Raw genomic sequence first — 18,289 nt, 5'->3', positions numbered from 1 at the left:
TTTTTTTTTTTTTTTGTGGGGGGGGGGGGGGGGGGGCCCCAACCGGGGGCGGCGCCCTCGGCGGCGCCCCCGCCCCTTGCGCCTGGACCCGCACCGACAGTGAGCCGTACCTGTGGTGCGGGTTCAGGCGCGAAAGCCTAGGCCCGGCAGAGGGCGCCGTCCGTTGTGCCCACCCGTCCCGCCCCAGGCGGACGATTGCCCACAACGGGGTGGACGGGGACCAGCGAGAGTGGGCGCCGCCCCAGCAGAACGGCTGCCCACAACGGGCGGGGCGTCGTCCGAGCGGGGCGAGGGCCCACAACGGGGTGGGCGCGGGAGCGGCGAGGGTGGGCGCCGCCCCGGCGGGACGGCGCCCACGACGCGGGTGTCAGAGGTTGCCGCGCTTTTCCTGTTCGCGCTCGATGGCTTCGAAGAGCGCCTTGAAGTTGCCCTTGCCGAAGCCCATCGACCCGTGGCGCTCGATCATCTCGAAGAAGACGGTCGGACGGTCCTGGACGGGCTTGGTGAAGATCTGCAGCAGGTAGCCGTCCTCGTCGCGGTCGACGAGGATCTTCAGCTCGCGGAGGGTCTCGACGGGCACGCGGGTCTCGCCGGCCCACTCGCCGAGGGTGTCGTAGTACGAGTCGGGGGTGTCGAGGAAGGAGACGCCCGCGGCCCGCATCGCGCGCACGGTGGCGACGATGTCGTTGGTGGCGAGGGCGATGTGCTGGACGCCGGCGCCGCCGTAGAACTCGAGGTACTCGTCGATCTGCGACTTCTTCTTCGCGATGGCGGGCTCGTTGATCGGGAACTTCACCTTGAGGGTGCCGTCCGCGACGACCTTGGACATCAGCGCCGAGTACTCGGTCGCGATGTCGTCGCCCACGAACTCCTTCATGTTCGTGAAGCCCATGACCTTGTTGTAGAAGCCGACCCAGTCGTTCATCTTGCCGAGCTCGACGTTGCCGACGCAGTGGTCGATGGCCTGGAAGGTGCGCTTGGCCGGCGGCTCGACGATGGGGTTCGCGGGGACGAAGCCCGGGAGGTAGGGGCCGTCGTAGCCGGAGCGCTCGACGAGGGTGTGGCGGGTCTTGCCGTAGGTGGCGATGGCGGCGAGGACGACGGTGCCGTTCTCGTCCTTGAGCTCGTACGGCTCGGTGATGCCGGTGGCGCCGTGCTCGACGGCGTAGGCGTACGCGGCTCGCGCGTCGGGCACCTCGATCGCCAGGTCGACGACGCCGTCGCCGTGCTCGGCGACGTGGTCGGCGAGGAAGCGGCCCCAGTCGGTGGAGACCTTGATGACGGAGGTGAACACGAAGCGGGCGGCGCCGTTGGTGAGGACGTAACTGGCGGTCTCGCGGCTGCCGTTCTCCGGTCCGGAGTAGGCGACCAGCTTCATGCCGAAGGCCGTGGAGTAGTAGTGCGCGGCCTGCTTGGCGTTGCCGACGGCGAAGACGACCGCGTCCATTCCCTTGACCGGGAAGGGATCGGCCTTGCGCGCGGTGGAAGGGGTGTGATCGATGGTCTCAGTCATGGCAGCAATGTCCCGCCGTTCGGCAAGGTGCGCAAGAGTTCGCTGATCTGCTGGTCAACTTGTACAGCGATCGGCGAGCATGGCCGTGCGACTTGTACATCCTGACCACGAGGAGACCGCTGTGGCGATCGATCATTTGGACGGCCGGCTGATCGCGCTTCTCGCGCGCGAGCCGCGCATCGGGGTCCTGGAGGCCTCCCGCCGCCTCGGCGTGGCGCGCGGCACGGTGCAGGCGCGTCTCGACCGCCTGCAGGACAGCGGCGTGATCCGCGGTTTCGGGCCGCAGGTGGATCCGGCGGCGCTCGGCTACCCGGTGACGGCGTTCGCCACGCTGGAGATCAAGCAGGGCCAGGGCGCGGACGTGCGGGGCCATCTGGCGACGGTTCCCGAGGTGCTGGAACTCCATACGACGACGGGCCACGGCGACATGCTCTGCCGTCTGGTCGCCCGCTCCAACGCCGACCTCCAGCGGGTGATCGACCGCGTCGTCGGCTTCGAGGGCATCGTCCGGGCCTCCACGGCGATCGTGATGGAGAACCCCGTACCGCTGCGGATCATCCCGCTGGTGGAGCAGGCGGCGGGGGACGCGCCGCTGTAGCGGCCGGGCCACCGCCCCTGGGCGACTCCCCGAGTTACAAAGGACTAGTTGCAAAGAAACCCTTGCAACTAGTCCTTTGTAACCCTACTCTCGGAGCATGCCCGAGCCCGAGGAAAACCTGAGCCGCCAGCTCGACCCGCGCTCCCTGCGCGGGCTCGCCCACCCGCTCCGCATCCAGCTGCTGCGCGCCCTGCGCCGGCACGGACCCGCCACGGCCTCCCAACTGGCCGAGCAACTGGGCGAGTCCAGCGGCGCGACCAGCTACCACCTGCGCCAGCTCGCCGCCCACGGCTTCGTGGAGGACGACCCGACGCGCGGCAAGGGACGCGAGCGCTGGTGGAAGGCCGGCCAGCAGGGCACGAGGGTCGACGAATCGCTCTACAAGAACCCCGACCCCGAGGTCCAGGGCGCGCTCGACATCTACTCCCACGAGATCGCGACCATCCACACCCAGGAGCTCGGCACCTACCTCGGCACCCGGCACGACTGGGGCGACAGCTGGCTCGGCGCCTCCGACATGAGCGACTTCACGCTGCGCCTCCCGGCCGACAAGCTCCGCGAACTCGACGAGAAGCTGCACGCCCTCATCGAGTCGTACCGCGACATCGCGGAGGCGGACGCGCCGGACGCGGAGCGCGTACGCATCCACCTGCACGCGTTCCCGCAGCGCGACAACTGACGTTCCGGGCCGCACCACCGACGTCCCCGGAACCACTACCGACGTTCCCGGCACCACCACCGACGTCCCCGGCACGACCACCGACGTTCCCGGCACCACCACCGACGGAAGGACACCCCGGAGTCATGCACGCCGACATCCACCTCCAGCTGCACCGCCTCCACGCCGCCGAACTCCACCACGAGGCCGCCGACACCACCCGGCCGCACACCGCGACCCCCGCCCTGCGCGTCCAAATCGGTTGGAAGCTCGTCGAGTTCGGCCTCAGACTCGCCACGCAGCGTCCCGACACAATCGACCGCTTCACGACGGCCGCCTGACAGGGCGAGCCATACCGGGGGGAAATCCGTGCACCCGCGCACACCACTGGCCAGCGTCCTGGCCGCCAACGCCATCTCCATCAGCGGCAATTCACTCACCCTGATCGCGGTGCCGTGGTTCGCGCTGGAGACCACCGGCAGTCCCGGCAAGGCGGGCCTCGTCGCCTTCTGCGCCGCTCTGCCGGTCATCGCCTCCGCCGTCGTCGGAGGACCCGTCATCGACCGGATCGGCCGCCGCCGGGTCTCGGTCGCCTCCGACCTCGTCTGCGCCCTCGCGCTGGCCGCGATCCCGCTGCTCAACCAGGCGGGCGTGCTCCGGTTCTGGATGCTGTGCGCGCTGATGGCCGTCACCGGCTTCTTCCACGCACCCGGCGAGACCGCGCGCAACGTGCTCACGCCCGACCTGGCGGAGCGGGCCGGCATGCCGCTGTCCCGCGCCACCAGCTTCTACGACGCGGTGTCCCGCGGCGCCCGGATGACCGGGGCCGCGCTCGCCGGCCTCCTCGTCGCGCTCATCGGCGCCGACACCGTGCTGTACGTCGACGCCGCCACGTTCACCGTCTCGGCGCTGCTCGCCCTGGTGGGCCTGCGGGGCGTGCCGTCGGCCGAACCCGCGCGCGGGGCACCGCCGTTGTCCGTCGCCGTGTACCGGGCGGACCTGCGCGAGGGGTACGCGTTCCTGCTGCGCACCCCGCTGATCCTCGGCGTCAACCTGATGGTGATGGTCACCAACGGGCTCGCCCAGAGCTGGAGCGCGGTCCTGCTGCCGGTGCACGCCCGGGAGGAGCTCGGCGGGTCGACGGCGCTCGGCCTGCTGGTCGCCGTCTTCGGCGGCTGCGCGCTCGTCGGCGCCCTGCTGTACGCGGCGGTCGGGCACCGCTTCCCGCGCCGGCCGGTCGTCGCGGTCGGCTTCCTGCTCGCCGGGGCCCCCGTGTACGTGACGGCGGCGCTCACGGACACCACCGCGCCACTGCTCGTGGCGATGGCGTTCGGCGGACTCGGCGCCGGGGTGCTCAACCCGATCCTCGGCGCGGTCTTCTACGAGACCGTCCCCCAGGAGCTGCGCAGCCGCGTCGGCAGCGCCAGTACCGCGAGCGTGCTGCTGACCACCCCGCTGGGCGGGCTCGCCGCCGGCCTCCTGGTCGAGCGGACGGGCCTCACCACGGCGCTGCTCACCGTCGGCGGGATGTACTTCCTGGCCGCGCTCTGCCCCCTGGTCTTCCCGTCCTGGCGGGGCATGGACGCGCCGCGCGCCGCGAAGGGGACCGGCGGCCCGGGGGTCAGCAGGACGGAACCTGCTCCTCCTGCCCCTGCCCCAGGGCCCGGAGGGACGCCACCGCGTCGCTGAGGGCGGTGACGGGCACGAGCCGCATGCCCTGGGGCAGCTCGGCCCGGGCGTCCGAGCACTCCGCCTTCGGTACGAGGAAGACGGTGGCCCCGTCCCGCGCGGCGGCCTGCGTCTTGAGGGAGACCCCGCCGACCGCGCCGACGGTGCCGTCCGCCTCGATGGTGCCCGTACCGGCGACGGACTTGCCGCCGGTGAGGTCGCCGCCGTCCCCGTCGCCGTCGAGCTTGTCGACGATGCCGAGGGAGAAGAGCAGCCCGGCGCTGGGGCCGCCGATGTCGGCGAGGTGCAGGGTCACCTTCACCTTCGCGGGGTCCAGCTTCAGGTAGCCGAGGGCCGCGAGCGTGGCCGCGTCCTGCGACTCCTTCATCTGGCCGAGGTTGCGCTCCTCGATCTCGGCGTCGGACTTCCCCGACGGGTAGACGGACTCGCGCGGCAGCACGGCCTGGTCGGTCCTGAACCAGGCTTCGGCGACGTCCCCGAGGTCGACGTCCGTCGAAGGTCCGGTCGCGACGATCGTCGTCATCCTCAGCTGCCCCTGCGTCGGCCGCACGGGCGCGCCGGTGATCGTGATGATCTCCCGCCCGTCGTCCTTGCCGAGCACGTCGACGGTCGTCCCGGGCTGCGCGATCGCGTACGGCAGCGGCGCGAGCCCGACGACGGCGAACAGCGCGGCGACGGGCAGCGCGCACAGCGCGAGGACACGGGAACGAGGAAGGCTGGAGAGCACCCGCCCAATCTACTGGGACGCGCCCCGCCCCCGGGCCGGGGGCGCGGGGGCCCGCAGCCGCCGGGCGAAGAAGGACCCCACCCCGCGCCGTACGACCGCCATCGCCGCCGCCGTGTCACCGGGCCCCACGAGGGCGGCCCTGGCCCCGGCGGTGACGAGCCCGGCGGCCTGGAGCTGCGGGACGAGGAAGGCGTAGTCGCTGAGGACCCAGTGGCCGCTGCGGGCCAGCAGGACGCGGCGGGCCGGCACCCCCGCCCAGGAGCGTTCGAGCCGGGCGGCGTCCTCGAAGCCGTCCGTACGGAACATGAGCAGCGGCCGGTCGAGGCCCTCCGTCACCGCCGGGTCCAGGTCGAGGTAGCCCTCCAGGTTCACCCCCGCGGAGATCCGGTCGTCGGCGGCCAGCGCGTGCACGGCGGCGGTCCCGCCCGCCGAGTGCCCGTAGACGCCGATCCGGTCCAGGTCCATGACGGGGGCGAGGGGCAGGGTCCCGAGCCGGTCCAGGACGAAGCGGAGGTCCGCGACCCGTGTGTCGATCATGGTGCGGAAGGTCTCCGGGTCCGGGTTCCCCCGCAGCACCGTCCACCGCATCCCGCCGGGCAGCTCCACCTGGCTCGCGTCCCCGGGATGGTCCACGAGGACCACGACCCGGCCGTGGCTCGCCAGGTCCTCGGCCAGGGTCGTGCCCAGGGTGCGGCAGTCGCCGCCCCCCGGGCCGTACAGCAGGACCGGGCGCCGCCCCGGCAGCGGCGGCGCGTCCACGTGCCCGTGCGTGAGGACCGCGCCCCAGTCGACGCCCGCCGCCGGCAGCCCCTCGTGCACCCGGGGCGCCAGGTCCGCGAACTCCTTCGCCTCGGCCTCCGTCAGCTGCGGGGCGCGCGGGCGGCCCCGGACCGTACGGGCCGGGTACAGGACGCTGATCATCACCTCCCGCACCCCGGCCGCGGGCTCCCACGGGTCGTTGCGCGAGGTGTCCGTCAGCGCGAAGGTCCGGACGCCCACGGGGTGGGGCCCGGTCGGCGCGGGCAGCCGAAGCCGGGTCGCCGCCCGGGCGGGGGTGGTGCCGAGCAGGGTGGCTGCGGCCGCGAGCAGGGCGCCCTTGGCGACGGTGCGGCGGCTGGGTGCGGGGTGCTGTGTCATGCACGGCATCCTTGGACGCGGCGGGCCCGGGCGCGAAGGTTCAGGCCCCGCCCGAAAGGCTGGCGGGAGACGGCGGGAGACGACGAGTGCTGCGCATCCACTTCACCCCGGACGACCTCGCACGCGTACGGTTCGCCCCCCGGCCCTCCCCCGTACCCGAACTCCACGCCGCCCTCATGATGCTCGGCGCACCGCACGAGGAGCTGCTCTTCGGGCGCTGGCGGGGCAGGCTGTCGCGCGCCCTGACGGCGGCGGCGGGACCGCTCGCGGACCTCGTGCCCGGCGGCGTGGCCCCGCGCTTCCTCGACGTCCTCGGCGGGACGCGGGAGGAGGGCTTCGAACTGATCCGCGCGGCCCGCCCGGAGTTCGTCCGGTCCGAGCTGGAGCGGGTGCACGCGGGCGGGGGCCCGGTGCCGCCGTGGGTCCGCGCCCTGCACGGCGGGGAGGCCGGGGCGTGGCACGCCCTGGACCGCGCGCAGAAGGCGGCGTACGAGGCCGTCCTGGCGCCCGTGTGGCCGCTGGTCCAGGACCTGCACCGGGCGGAGTTCACCCGGCACGCGCTGACGGTCGCGGAACACGGCCTCGAGGCCGCCCTCACGGCCTCCGCCCCGGGCTCGCGGCTGCGCGACGGGGTCTGGGAGTGGCCCGGCGTCCCGGCGGGCCGGGACCTGCGGCTCGACGGCCGCGGGCTCGTGCTGCTGCCGACCTTCCACTGGCGGGGCGGCCCGCTCGTCCAGGACCTGCCCGGCCGCCCCGTGGTCCTGGCCTTTCCGGCGGGCCGGGGCCTGCCGCTCGCCCCGGACGGCGGCGGCACCCGCGAGGAGGCCCTCACGGGGGTCCTCGGCAGGACGCGCGCCGAGCTGCTGCACGCCCTGGACGAGGGCATGACGACGACGGGCCTGGCCCGCCGCCTCGGCGTCAGCAACGCCACGGCCTCGGCCCACGCCCAGGCCCTCCGCGCGGCGGGCCTGATCACGACGACGAGGACGGGCAGGTCGGTCCACCACGAGCGGACCCCCCTCGGCCGTCTCGTCGCGAGCGACCGTCCCTGACACGGCCGTCCGGCCGCGCGGCGGGGGCGGGCCCGGCAGGTGTCGTGCCGATCAGGCCGGGCTCGCGGGGCCTGACACCCCGCCCGACCCTCCGCCCGACCTCCTCTGCCCGGCACTCGGCCTGGCCCCTGCCCGGTACTCGGCCTGACACCCTGCCCGGCGTCCCGCCCGGCGCCCTGTCCGGCGTCCTGTCCGGCCCCCGCCCGACCCGGCCCCCGTCCGGAACCCCTAACGCAGCGCGTCGGCGACCTCGCGGGCCGCGTCCACGACACGGGGGCCCACGCGCTCGGGGACGGCGTCGGCGAGCATGACGACGCCGACGCTGCCCTCGACGCCGGTGACGCCGACGAGCGGGGCGGCGGCGCCGCTGGCGCCCGCTTCGAGTTCACCGTGGGTGAGGGTGAAGCCGGGTTCGATGAGGGAGCCCTGGCGGGCGGCGAGGATCGCGCGGCCGGCGGCGCCCCGGTCGAGGGGGTGACGGAAACCGGCCCGGTAGGCGACGTGGTAGTCGGTCCAGGTCGGTTCGACGACGGCGACGGCGAGGGCCTCGGCCCCGTCGACGAGCGTCAGGTGGGCCGTGGCCCCTATGTCCTCGGCCAGCGAGCGCAGCGCGGGCAGGGCGGCCTCGCGCACCAGGGGGTGGACCTGGCGGCCGAGCCGCAGCACCCCGAGGCCGACGCGGGCGCGTCCGCCGAGGTCGCGGCGGACGAGGGCGTGCTGTTCGAGGGTGGCCAGCAGACGGTAGACGACGGTCCGGTTGACACCGAGTTTGTTGGACAACTCGGTGACGGTCAGGCCGTGGTCGGTGTCGGCGAGCAGCTTGAGGACTCTGAGTCCCCGGTCGAGCGTCTGGGAGGTCTCCGCGGTCACGACGCCCTCTCCTTCGGAGTGAGTGGCGACGGGCTCTCACGGGATTGCGACGCCGGTCCCGTCGGCGACGCACGTCAGAGGCCGCCGGCAGGAAGGGGTACACCGGCTGCGCTCCGCGGCGGCGCTGCCACGGGGCGATTGCTTTTGAGCCGGGACAGTAGCGACCCGCTCCGCTGAGCGGAAGACCTCGTCCAGAATCCGGGCGTCGCCGACCGTATAGAGACGGTTCGGGACCTTCGTCGGCCGGACTGGGGACTTTGGCGGACAAGATCGCCTATGTCGTGCACGTAGCGTGGAAGGCGTCCGGTGGCCGGCCGTGGGGGCCGGCTCCGGTGCCGGTCCCGCCGCCGCGGGACCGCTGAGGCCCGTACGAACGACGTCGTACGGGCCTCAGCCGCGTTTCGGGGGGCGTCGGGGTCACCGCATCCGGGTGGCCCACTCCTGCACCTTCTTGATCCGCTCCCGGATCTGTCCGGCGGTGGCCTCGGCGCTCGGCGGCCCGCCGCACACCCGGCGGAGCTCGGTGTGGATCACGCCGTGGGGCTTGCCGGTCTGGTGGACGTACGCGCCGACCATCGTGTTGAGCTGTTTGCGCAGCTCCAGGAGCTCCTTGTGGGAAACGACGGGGCGGCGTTCGGCGGGCAGTTCGAGGAGGTCGGCCTCGGTGTCCGGCTTCTTGCGGCTGTGCGCGATCTGCCGGGCCTGGCGCTTCTGCAGCAGCAGCTGCACCTGGTCGGGTTCGAGGAGGCCGGGGATGCCGAGGTAGTCCTGCTCCTCGGCGCTTCCGGGGTGGGCCTGCATGCCGAACTCGGCGCTGTTGTAGAGCACGCGGTCGAAGACGGCGTCGGACTCCAGCGCCTCGAAGGGCAGCATGTCCTGTTCGCCGGTGTCCTCGTCCTGCTGGCGCTCGGCCTCGGCGAGCTCCTTCTCGGACTCGGCGTAGGGGTCGTCCTCGCCCGCCTTCTTGGGCTTGTCGAGGACGTGGTCGCGCTCGACCTCCATCTCGTTGGCGAAGCCGAGGAGGCTGGGGATCGTGGGAAGGAACACGGACGCGGTCTCGCCGCGCCTGCGCGAACGCACGAAGCGGCCGACGGCCTGCGCGAAGAACAGCGGGGTCGAGATGGTCGTCGCGTACACGCCGACGGCGAGGCGGGGGACGTCGACGCCCTCCGACACCATGCGGACGGCGACCATCCACCGGTCGGTGTTCTCGCTGAACTCGTCGATGCGGTTCGAGGCGCCCGTGTCGTCGGAGAGGACGACGGTGGCCTTCGTGCCGGTGATCTCGCGGATCAGCTTGGCGTACGAGCGGGCCGAGTCCTGGTCGGAGGCGATGACGAGGCCGCCGGCGTCCGGGATGGACTTCCTGACCTCGGTGAGCCGCTGGTCGGCGGCGCGCAGGACGTTCGGCATCCAGTCGCCCTTGGCGTCCAGCGCGGTGCGCCAGGCCTGCGAGACGGCGTCCTTGGTCATCGGTTCGCCGAGGCGGGCGGCGATCTCGTCGCCCGCCTTGGTCCGCCAGCGCATGTTGCCGCTGTAGGAGAGGAAGATGACCGGCCGCACGACGCCGTCGCCGAGGGCGTTGCCGTAGCCGTACGTGTAGTCCGCGGAGGACCGCCGGATGCCGTCGTTGCCCTCCTCGTACGTCACGAAGGGGATCGGGTTCGTGTCCGACCGGAAGGGCGTGCCGGTCAGCGCGAGGCGCCGGGTGGCCGGCTCGAAGGCCTCCAGGCACGCCTCGCCCCAGGACTTCGAGTCTCCCGCGTGGTGGATCTCGTCGAGGATGACGAGGGTCTTGCGCTGTTCGGAACGGTTGCGGTGCAGCATCGGGCGGACGCCGACACCGGCGTACGTGATGGCGACCCCGTCGTACTCCTTGCTGAGCGGCCCGGCGCTGTAGTCGGGGTCCAGCTTGATGCCTATGCGGGCCGCGGCCGCCGCCCACTGCTTCTTCAGGTGCTCGGTGGGCGCCACGACGGTGATCTGCTGCACCACGTGGTGGTGCAGCAGCCACGACGCCAGCGTCAGCGCGAAGGTCGTCTTGCCGGCGCCGGGTGTGGCGACGGCCAGGAAGTCACGGGGCTGCTCCTGGATGTATCTCTCCATCGCCCCCTGCTGCCAGGCGCGCAGCTTGCCGGCGGTACCCCACGGGGCCCGTCCTGGGAAGGCGGGAGAAAGGTGATGGGAGGAGGTGGTGGTGGTAGTAGTCACGATCTCCGGGTTCGACGCTCGTCCAGATATGACAACCGGGCCACCTTACCGGCGGCCCGGGGGGAACTCCGTATGAAACGGGGTGGGGACGAGCCGGTTGCGACTCACCTCACGTCGCGGCGCAACTCACCCCGCGGTGGGGACGATCAGCTCGCGCAGCCCCTCCGCGATCACCTCGACCTCGTCGGTCTCGCCGGTCGCCACGGCGATGACCAGGCGTTCCGCGGCGTCGATGTCCGGCCGCAGCTGGACGCCGTTCATGGCGAGGAAGGTGACGCAGGACAGCCAGGCGGTGCGTTTGTTGCCGTCGACGAAGGGGTGGTTCACCGCGAGGGACTGCAGCAGCGCGGCCGCCTTGCCCATGAGGTCGGGATACGCCTCCTCCCCGAACATGGCGGCCGAGGGGCGGTGCACCGCCGAGTCGAGGAGTCCCGCGTCGCGGACGACGATCTTCTGGTCGTCGACCGCGTGCTCGGCGATGATCAGAACGTCTTCGCCGGAGAGGTAGACGCAGGTCACTTGAGCCGCTCCATCAGCTCGTGCCACTTGGTCGCCTGCTCCATGGCCGTCTTGCGCACGATCGCCTCCTGGGCGGTGCGCGCGAGGTAGTCGTCGACGGCGCGCAGCAGTATGGCGTGCATGCTCGTGCCCTCCTGCTCGGCGCGCTGCTTCAGGGCCTCGGTCTGGTCGTCACGGAGACGCAGGTTCATAGCCATACCAGAACGGTACCACCGTGGGGTCAATCTGGTACCGAATACTCAGCTCCGCCTCTCCCCCAGCCGCGTCGCCACCCACGCCCCGACCGCCGCCACGCCCGCCATCGGCAGGAAGACGGCGGCGAAGGCGGCCGGGTGGGAGCCGGTGGTGCCGGCGGCGTCGACGGCGTGGCCGACCGCGCCGCCGCCGAGGGCGGCGAAGGCGGCGCCGCCGGCGGCGAGCAGGAGGACGTTGGAGAGGCCGTCGGAGATCTGGAGGGCGGCGGAGTTCGCGCCGACCTCCTCGGGGGCGGAGAGCTTCATGAGGAGCACGCTCGTGGAGGCGATGACGGCGCCCATGCCGAGGCAGCCGAGGGCCCAGACGGCCGCGAGCACCCAGACCGGCACCGAGGTGACGAGCACGCTCGGCGCCGCGGCTATCGACAGGGCGACGAGGACCATGCCGAGGACGACGAGGCGCTCCCGGTAGGGCTCGGTCCACGGCCGGGCCTGGATCCAGGAGCCGAGCGCCCAGGTGAGGCCGCCCGCGGCGAGCGAGAAGCCGGCCAGGGTGGGGCTCAGGCCGCGCTGGGTGACGAGCATGAGCGGCACGAAGGACTCGGCGGCGATGAACGCGCCGGCGGCGATGCCGCGGAGCAGGACGACGGAGGGCAGGCCGCGGGCCGCCCGCCAGGTGCCGTGCGGCAGCAGGCCGCGGACGGCGGGCACCAGGAGCGCGACGCCCGCCGCCGCCGGGACGAGCGAGAGCCAGCGCAGCTCCTGGCCCGCGTACTGGAGGAGCCCCGCGCCGGCCGAGATGCCGAGGGCGAGCAGGATCCGCCGCCGGTCCCAGGGGGTGACGGGCGCCTGCGGGTCGGCGGGGCCCGACGCGGTGCGGCGTATCGCGGGGAGGGCGAGGGCCAGCGGGAAGACGACGAGCACGGGGATGCCGACGAAGACCCAGCGCCAGCCCAGGTGCTCGGTGACCGTTCCGGCGGCGAGCGGCCCCACGACGGACGGGACGACCCAGCACGCGGCGAACGCGGCCATGATCGCGGGCCTGAGGTGTTCGGCGTACGCGCGGCCGATGACCACGTACAGCGCGACGATCACCAGGCCGCCACCCAGTCCCTGCACGGCCCTGCCGAGGATGAACAGCCACATGGCGCCGGCCGTCCCGGAGAGGAGCAGTCCGGCGGAGAACGCGGTGATCCCGGCCGTGAGGGAGCCGAGCGGCCCGCTCCGGTCGGACCACTGCCCGGCCAGGACCATCGCGAAGAGGCTGGTGGTGAAGTACGCGGAGAACGCGAAGGCGTAGACGGAGACGCCGTTCAGCTCGCGCGCGGCGACGGGCATGGCGGTGCCGACGGCCGTCGCCTCGAAGGCGATCAGCAGGACCACGGACACGATGCCGATGCTGAGCGCCCGGTGAGCCGCGTCGAGGACGGACCCCTTGGTGTCGTCGTGCACGGCACGGGGTCCGGGGGCTTCGACGACGTCGGCGTCGCGTGGTTCGAGGGCGCTCATCCCCCCAGAGTAAGAGGTGAAGCACCGGATGGCCCCTGTCAGGAGTCCCGACCCTCCTCCGCCCTTGGACGTACGACCGCGAGCGGAATGTTGCGGCCGTGTGGCAGTCGCGTGGCGCGGCCCCGGAAACCCTTGAGCCCCTTCCGGACCGCCCCCTACGGTCGTACCAGTGCACAACACGACCGTGTGCCCGAGTGGTTCAGGGACTCGCCTGCAAAGCGAGTTACGTCGGTTCGATTCCGATCACGGTCTCTCGATGATCTTCCTTACGGAACCTTCACATCCGCCCCGCGGCTGTGCCACAGTCCCCCCATGGACGATCAAGGCAGACGCAAGCTCGGCATCCTCGCCGGTGTGGGCCTCGCCGGGGCCCTCCTGCCCGGCATCACCCTGGGCCCGGAGACCGTGGACGTGGCGCTCTCCGTCCTCGCCGCCACCATCGTGCTGGTGGTCCTCACCCAGGTGATCTACATCGGGCCGTCGGCCCGCGTGCCCCTCCCCGCCCTCCTCGCGTTCGGCCTCGCCGGCTTCGTCCAGGACGCCCTCATCTGGTGGCTGCTCTCCTGGCTCGGCCCCAAGATCTCCGAACTCCACGTCGACGGCCTCGCCACGATCCTCCTCGCGGCCCTCATCACCCGCTCCACCCTCCTCCTGCTGTCCCAGCTGTCCCCGGCCGCCGCGACGGCCGAGGACTGAGACGGGCGGGAGCGGGCCCTGCCGGTTCGCGGCTGGTCGCCCGCCGATCCCCTACTTCTCCCCGCGCCACTTCCTGGCCTCGAAGACGGGCTTCTCGGGCAGGCCGGCGTCGTTCTCGCAGCCCAGCTCCTTCACGACCGCGAGGGTGGCGGAGTGGAGGACGGTGAGGTAGGCCTCGCGGGTGGCGGGGGTGTTGGCGGGGTAGGCGCCCTTGACCGGCTTGGCGAACTCCAGCTCGGCCGCGATCGGGGCCGGCTGCCGGTCCGACCCCTTCAGGCGCGGGCTGGTGCACTCGACGAAGAGGGAGGCCGTCTTGTTGTCCGCGCTCGTCTCGCGGCCCATCGCGTAGAGGTACCGACCGTGGTCCCACCACTTGGCGGTGCCGTCGTCGTACAGGGCACCGCGGTCGTGCAGGTAGACGTCGATGTCGATCTCGCTCTTCGGGGAGGAGTCGGTGGCGACCTCGCACATCGAGGGATGGCCCGGCGGCCTGCCCTGCTTCGCCTGATCCTCGATCAGTACGCCGACCGTCCGGTCCAGCCCACCGCTCCCGGCCTCCGAGAACTCCTTCGTACCGAGCACCGATTCGAGGGCCGCGACCGCCGCGGGTGAAAGCCTGCCGTCGCACTGCTGTGCGGCGGTGACCCGGGGCGGCGCCTCCGCGTCCTTCCCGCACGCGGTGAGCAGCAAGCCGAGGGCCAGCACGGTCGATACGGCGGCGGACGCTCTTCTCATCGGAATTCCTCGTCGAGTCGGTGGCGGAGGTTCAGCCGGTCTCAGGGGCGTTGCCGGTCTGCCTGGCGTGGTCGTTGCCCAGGCCGTAGCCATTGCTGACAGACTCGATCATGTCCTGCCGGAAGTCGCTGCTCACTTGGGAGCGGTGCTCGGACAGGAACCTCTCCATCGGGGACTCGGCACTGTAGCGACCGGCCGTGTACATGGCCTTGTTGCTCTCGTGGATCTCGTCCTCGGTCTTGTCCTTGTGGTCGTCGACGGACTTGTCCGACCAGTCGCCGATGACCTGCCCGGCAAGCTGCTCCATCACTCCGGAACCGGTGTCGACGGCGAGCGGTACGAGGATGGCGGCCGCGCCGACCGCGGCCGTGGCCGGAAGGAAGGCGACACCGGCGGCGATGCCCACCGTGGCGCCGAGCTCCACCCAGCCGGCCTTGGCGGCCTGCGCCTTCTCGTACTCCTCGTGCTTCTTCATGCCCTCGGCCTCGACCTGGGCGCCGCGCGACTCGTCGAGCACGCCCTGGAGGGTGGCGCCCGTGTACACGGTGGCCCGCGCGCGCCCTTCGTCGATCTTGCCGTCCGGGCCGACCTGCGCTTCGAGGACGCTCGTGGTGTAGAGGCGTTCGGCCGTGGAGACCGAGGCGTACGCGTCCGGGTGCTGGCCGAGGGTGCTCAGGAAGTCGACCGCCGCCTGCCGCCCGAACTCGGGATGGGCGTCCCCGCCCTTGGTCGGCATGAAGGGACTGTCGGGAGTGTTCTTGTCCAGAGCCCAGTTGAGGTCGTCGATGTAACCGGCGCCCATGTGGCCCAGGCTGTCCGCCAGCGGGGACTGCCACTTCTTGAGCAGCTCGGCGTCGCCGCCGTACTTCTCGACGACCTGGGTCATGATCTTGGCCGTGGTCTCGTCCCGCTTCAGCTCCGGCGTCGCGTCGTCCCAGGCGTGGCCGAGCGTCGCCGACTCCAGGGCGTGGCCGAGGGCGTCGGGCATGTAGTCGGCGGACTTCTTGGCGGCGTCGGGGTCGTGGCCGTCGATGTCGGGGAAGAGCTCGTACTTCTCGTTGCCGAAGAAGTCGAGGTAGTTGGTGATCGGCTTGCCGTCCTTGTCCTTGCCGAGGTTCAGCTCGCCGCCGACGCTGCCGTCCTCCTTGTACGAGGTCAGCGGCTCCTTCGAGAAGAAGTCCTTCGACGCCTCCGGGCTGTGGCCCAGGGCCTCCAGCATCGAGATCATCGGGTCGAAGCCGGAGCCGTTGACGCCGGAGGGGTTGTACTGGTTCTGGAGCCCGCCGCCGATCATCGGCTTGCTGTTGGCGAAGAGGTACGGGTCCTTGGCGTGGAGCTGGGTGACGTGCTCGGCGATCGGGACGAGGAACTTCTTGTCGTAGTCGCCGTAGCGCATGATGCCGCCGAGCAACTGGTAGCCGAAGGCGGGGTTGTTGTCGTACTTGGCGAGCGGGATGCGCTCGGTGCCGAGCTTGCGCATGTCGGCGGACCACTTCTCGGTCCACGCGTCGCCGCCCTGGGTGGCGGTGGCGAGGTTGAGGCCGAGGTTCTTCTGGAGGTCCTGGACGTCGGCGAGGCGCTGCTTGTCGACCTTGGTGTAGTCGTACGTGTCCGTGGACAGCTGGCCGAAGAACTCCAGGGCGCCCTTGGGGCCCATGCCGTCGTAGAAGGTGCGGGAGAACTCCTTGGAGCCGCTGTTGTCCTTGAGCAGCTCGTTGAGGCGCATCAGCTCCTCGTGGGAGATGTCGCGGCCCTTCTTGGCGAGGTCGACGGCGCGCTGCGCCTCCTCGGCGTCGAGGCTGGTGTACTTCGGGGCGCTGAAGTTGTGGGTGTCGCCGGTGATGTTGGCCTTGAGGGCGTTGGAGCAGGAGACGTCGGCGTCGTCGCAGGTCTCGACGATGGCGTCGATGCGGCGCTGCATCGCCTCGATGTCGGCGCGCTCCTTGCGGACCATGTCCTGGAAGTCGGGGTCGTGGCGCATCCCCTGGTCCTTGGTCTGCGAGAGCGGCTCGACGGCTTCGACGGTGCCGTCGGCCTTCACCCGGAAGCCCTTGCCGGGGGCCTCCGTGTCGACGATCTTCTGCAGGTCGTCCTTGGCCTTCTTGAAGGCGTTGTAGCCGTCCTCCAGGACCTTGTGGATGCCGTCGGCGGCCTTGGCCGCGTCGGCGAACTCCTTGGCCGTCTTGTCCACGAAGGGCTTGGTGACCTCGGCGTTCACCCCGCGCCAGTAGTCGTCCCTGGCCTTCGCGGCCATCGTCGACTGGGCGTCCTGGGCGAGCGTGTCGAGCTTGCCCTTCATCGCGGCCCAGTCGTCGGCCGAGGTCTTCATCTTGTCGAGCGGAGCGTGGTACACGTTGTCAAAGGTCAGCACAGCAGGTCCCCCGCCTACTTGAGGTACTCGTTGATCTTGGAGGCGGAGAGTGCCGCCGCGATGTCCGCCTCCTCCTTGGCGTGCGAGGCGGCGCTGTAGTCCAGGTGGTTCGAGATGTTGGCGCAGGCGTCGAGCAGCGTGTTCAGCTGCGAGCCCCACGTCGACTGGACGGTGCTCAGCGCGGAGCCGGTGAGGAAGCCGTGGCCCGACAGGCCCGTCGCCGCTTCCGTGGTGCTCGTACGCGCGTGGTTGCCGTCCTTGACCAGCCGGCCGTGCAGCGCGTACGCGGCGCTGCCGATGGCCCCGAGCTTGTCCTGGTCGACGCTGAGGTCGGCGTTCCCGCCGCCACCGCCGCCGGGCTCGGGAGCGACCTGATTGAGCCTCATGCTCACGTTGGCCGTCGATGTGGAACGTACGGACGCCCACTCCTGATCGAACGACATGCTCGCCCCCGCTGCTCCCGTGACCGTCTGACCGTCTTGGTTCTGACTTCGTTCCGGCTTCGTTCCGGCTTCGCCCCAGCAAGTTCCGCGCCCTGGGAAACATCGCGATCGTAGTCCCCCGAGTGCCCGTTCGAGCATTCCCCACCGGGAAATGCCTCACGTTCGGGATTCCGGCGGTGCGCACGCGCCCGATTCACCTTCGCAACTCGGACAGCCCGGGCGTTCGCGACACCGGAGCAGCGCCCGGCCTGCCTCCTGCCGACCCCCGGACAGCACGGGGCCGGCACCGGACCGAACACCGCACCGGCCGCGATCCGGCCACGGTCCGGCCCCCGGTCCGCGTCTCCCGGACCGCTCCCGACCACGGCCCCGGCCCCCCGCCTCGGTAGGCTCGACCCGCCCCCGTCGTCACGGGGCGCCGGAACGACGGGGGGACGCACACGTGGAACAGTCACGCGCACGGGAGGAATCCGCGCGGCGGATCGGCCCGTACCGGCTCGTCACCCGCCTCGACCCGCCCGGTTCGGCCGTCCCGTGCCGCCGGTTCGTCGCCCGTACGGGAGACGGCGAGCGCACGGTCCTGCTGAGCGCCCCGCTGCCCGGCGCGGACCCCGCGCGCTTCGCCACCGAGGCCGACGCGGGGCGCCGCCTGCTCGGGCCCTGGACCGCCCCCGTCACGGACCTGGCCGGCCCCGACGAGGCGCCCTGGTACGCGACTCCGTACGTGCCGGCCCTCCCGCTCCCGGTCGCCCTCGCGGTGCACGGCGGACCGCTCCCCGAGGCGACCGTACGGGGCGTGGGCGCCGCGCTCGCCGAAGCGCTGGCCGCCGCGCACGCCCAGGGCCTCACGCACGCGGGCGTCTCCCCCGCCGCCGTGCTGCTCACCGCGGACGGCCCGCGTCTGACCTGCTTCGGCGCGGTACGCGCGGCGGGCCCCGACGGCGAGTCCCGCACCGGCCTCCCCGGCCTGGATCCGGGCGCACTCGCCCCCGAGCAGGCCTCCGGCGGGCGGCCCCGCCCCCCGGGCGACGTCTTCGCGATCGGCGCCGTGCTCGCCTACGCCGCCACCGGCCACACCGTGCCCGAACGCGACGAACTCCCGCCCTCCCTGCGGCCCGTGATCTCCTCCTGCCTGGCCCGCGACCCCGCCGACCGGCCCACCGCGGCCGCCCTGACGGCCGCCCTCGCCCCGCCGACCACCCACCACACGGTCCTCGACTCGGCCGGCGCGCTCCTCACCCCCGGCTGGCTCCCCGGCCGCGTCGTCGCCGCCCTCGCCCGCCAGTCCGCCGAACTCCTCGCCGCGGAACTCCCGCCGCTCCCCGCGGCCCCGGAACCGGCCGCGGCACGCAGCTGACGGAACGGGC

General features: G+C 72.2%; 18 protein-coding genes and 1 tRNA gene. 8 read left to right on the top strand and 11 right to left on the bottom strand.

The genetic code is table 11. The features are described from left to right. Positions 1-367: 367 nt before the first annotated feature. Complete coding sequence (hppD, locus tag ACFCY7_RS23880; protein WP_376488069.1) at positions 368-1,513, bottom strand: 4-hydroxyphenylpyruvate dioxygenase; 1,146 nt, start codon at positions 1,511-1,513, stop codon at positions 368-370. A 121-nt stretch (positions 1,514-1,634) separates the two neighbouring features. Between hppD and ACFCY7_RS23875 the strand changes: the two genes are divergently transcribed. The 4 genes from ACFCY7_RS23875 to ACFCY7_RS23860 all read left to right on the top strand — a co-directional run bounded on the left by ACFCY7_RS23875 (position 1,635) and on the right by ACFCY7_RS23860 (position 4,458). Continuing rightward, positions 1,635-2,111 (top strand): Lrp/AsnC family transcriptional regulator, encoded by a 477-nt coding sequence (locus ACFCY7_RS23875; RefSeq protein WP_376488068.1) that lies wholly within the window; start codon positions 1,635-1,637, stop codon positions 2,109-2,111. Positions 2,112-2,208: 97 nt separating this feature from the next. Then, positions 2,209-2,790: an ArsR/SmtB family transcription factor gene (locus ACFCY7_RS23870; RefSeq protein ID WP_376488067.1), complete on the top strand. Its 582-nt coding sequence runs from the start codon at positions 2,209-2,211 to the stop codon at positions 2,788-2,790. Positions 2,791-2,915: 125 nt separating this feature from the next. Next, positions 2,916-3,110 carry a hypothetical protein gene (locus ACFCY7_RS23865; RefSeq protein WP_376488066.1) on the top strand — a complete coding sequence of 65 codons (195 nt, stop codon included), beginning with the start codon at positions 2,916-2,918 and terminating at the stop codon, positions 3,108-3,110. Between the two features lie 28 nt (positions 3,111-3,138). Next, on the top strand, positions 3,139-4,458 hold the full coding sequence (locus ACFCY7_RS23860) for an MFS transporter (protein ID WP_376488065.1): 1,320 nt from the start codon (positions 3,139-3,141) through the stop codon (positions 4,456-4,458). Here ACFCY7_RS23860 and ACFCY7_RS23855 read toward each other — a convergent pair. Together ACFCY7_RS23855 and ACFCY7_RS23850 are read right to left on the bottom strand one after the other, a co-directional pair. After that, positions 4,391-5,185, bottom strand: coding sequence for a S16 family serine protease (locus tag ACFCY7_RS23855; RefSeq protein WP_376488064.1), 795 nt, complete (start codon positions 5,183-5,185; stop codon positions 4,391-4,393). The genes ACFCY7_RS23860 and ACFCY7_RS23855 overlap by 68 nt on opposite strands. Positions 5,186-5,194: 9 nt before the next feature. Then, the gene (locus tag ACFCY7_RS23850; protein WP_376488063.1) at positions 5,195-6,322 is read right to left on the bottom strand and encodes an alpha/beta hydrolase family protein; all 1,128 of its coding nucleotides are present in this window, start codon (positions 6,320-6,322) and stop codon (positions 5,195-5,197) included. 86 nt (positions 6,323-6,408) lie between these two features. On the opposite strand from ACFCY7_RS23850, the gene ACFCY7_RS23845 reads away from it, so the two are divergent. Next, positions 6,409-7,374 carry a winged helix-turn-helix domain-containing protein gene (locus tag ACFCY7_RS23845; protein WP_376488062.1) on the top strand — a complete coding sequence of 322 codons (966 nt, stop codon included), beginning with the start codon at positions 6,409-6,411 and terminating at the stop codon, positions 7,372-7,374. A 228-nt stretch (positions 7,375-7,602) separates the two neighbouring features. On the opposite strand, the gene ACFCY7_RS23840 is transcribed toward ACFCY7_RS23845, so the two are convergent. The 5 genes from ACFCY7_RS23840 to ACFCY7_RS23820 form a co-directional block, all read right to left on the bottom strand. Next, positions 7,603-8,244, bottom strand: coding sequence for an IclR family transcriptional regulator (locus ACFCY7_RS23840; RefSeq protein WP_017237054.1), 642 nt, complete (start codon positions 8,242-8,244; stop codon positions 7,603-7,605). A gap of 417 nt (positions 8,245-8,661) precedes the next feature. Then, positions 8,662-10,455 (bottom strand): DEAD/DEAH box helicase, encoded by a 1,794-nt coding sequence (locus tag ACFCY7_RS23835; RefSeq protein ID WP_376488061.1) that lies wholly within the window; start codon positions 10,453-10,455, stop codon positions 8,662-8,664. 126 nt (positions 10,456-10,581) lie between these two features. After that, positions 10,582-10,974, bottom strand: a complete 393-nt coding sequence (locus tag ACFCY7_RS23830; protein ID WP_376488060.1) for a type II toxin-antitoxin system death-on-curing family toxin — start codon at positions 10,972-10,974, stop codon at positions 10,582-10,584. Further along, a complete protein-coding gene (locus tag ACFCY7_RS23825) occupies positions 10,971-11,171 on the bottom strand; it encodes a ribbon-helix-helix protein, CopG family (RefSeq protein ID WP_017237051.1) in 201 nt (66 codons plus the stop codon). Before ACFCY7_RS23825 ends, ACFCY7_RS23830 begins: the two co-directional genes overlap by 4 nt. A 42-nt stretch (positions 11,172-11,213) precedes the next feature. Further along, positions 11,214-12,677 (bottom strand): MFS transporter, encoded by a 1,464-nt coding sequence (locus tag ACFCY7_RS23820; protein WP_376488059.1) that lies wholly within the window; start codon positions 12,675-12,677, stop codon positions 11,214-11,216. Between the two features lie 180 nt (positions 12,678-12,857). Between ACFCY7_RS23820 and ACFCY7_RS23815 the strand changes: the two genes are divergently transcribed. After that, positions 12,858-12,929 (top strand) — tRNA-Cys (locus tag ACFCY7_RS23815). 60 nt (positions 12,930-12,989) lie between these two features. Further along, the gene (locus tag ACFCY7_RS23810) at positions 12,990-13,373 is read left to right on the top strand and encodes a hypothetical protein (protein WP_376488058.1); all 384 of its coding nucleotides are present in this window, start codon (positions 12,990-12,992) and stop codon (positions 13,371-13,373) included. 51 nt (positions 13,374-13,424) lie between these two features. On the opposite strand, the gene ACFCY7_RS23805 is transcribed toward ACFCY7_RS23810, so the two are convergent. Genes ACFCY7_RS23805 through ACFCY7_RS23795 form a run of 3 tightly spaced genes read right to left on the bottom strand, consistent with a single transcriptional unit; the run spans position 13,425 to position 16,922 of the window. Then, entirely contained in the window at positions 13,425-14,108 is a 684-nt protein-coding gene (locus ACFCY7_RS23805) for a hypothetical protein (RefSeq protein ID WP_376488057.1), read from the bottom strand. 31 nt (positions 14,109-14,139) lie between these two features. Beyond that, positions 14,140-16,479, bottom strand: coding sequence for a hypothetical protein (locus tag ACFCY7_RS23800; RefSeq protein ID WP_376488056.1), 2,340 nt, complete (start codon positions 16,477-16,479; stop codon positions 14,140-14,142). Positions 16,480-16,493: 14 nt separating this feature from the next. Then, positions 16,494-16,922 carry a hypothetical protein gene (locus tag ACFCY7_RS23795; RefSeq protein WP_376488055.1) on the bottom strand — a complete coding sequence of 143 codons (429 nt, stop codon included), beginning with the start codon at positions 16,920-16,922 and terminating at the stop codon, positions 16,494-16,496. Between the two features lie 442 nt (positions 16,923-17,364). Between ACFCY7_RS23795 and ACFCY7_RS23790 the strand changes: the two genes are divergently transcribed. Further along, on the top strand, positions 17,365-18,279 hold the full coding sequence (locus ACFCY7_RS23790) for a serine/threonine protein kinase (RefSeq protein WP_376488054.1): 915 nt from the start codon (positions 17,365-17,367) through the stop codon (positions 18,277-18,279). Positions 18,280-18,289 lie beyond the last annotated feature (10 nt).

It is taken from the genome of Streptomyces sp. NPDC056361 (assembly GCF_042262805.1).
GTDB lineage: Bacteria > Actinomycetota > Actinomycetes > Streptomycetales > Streptomycetaceae > Streptomyces.
Note: the sequence above shows the minus strand (reverse complement) of the source record. Positions and strands in the feature narration are given on the sequence as shown.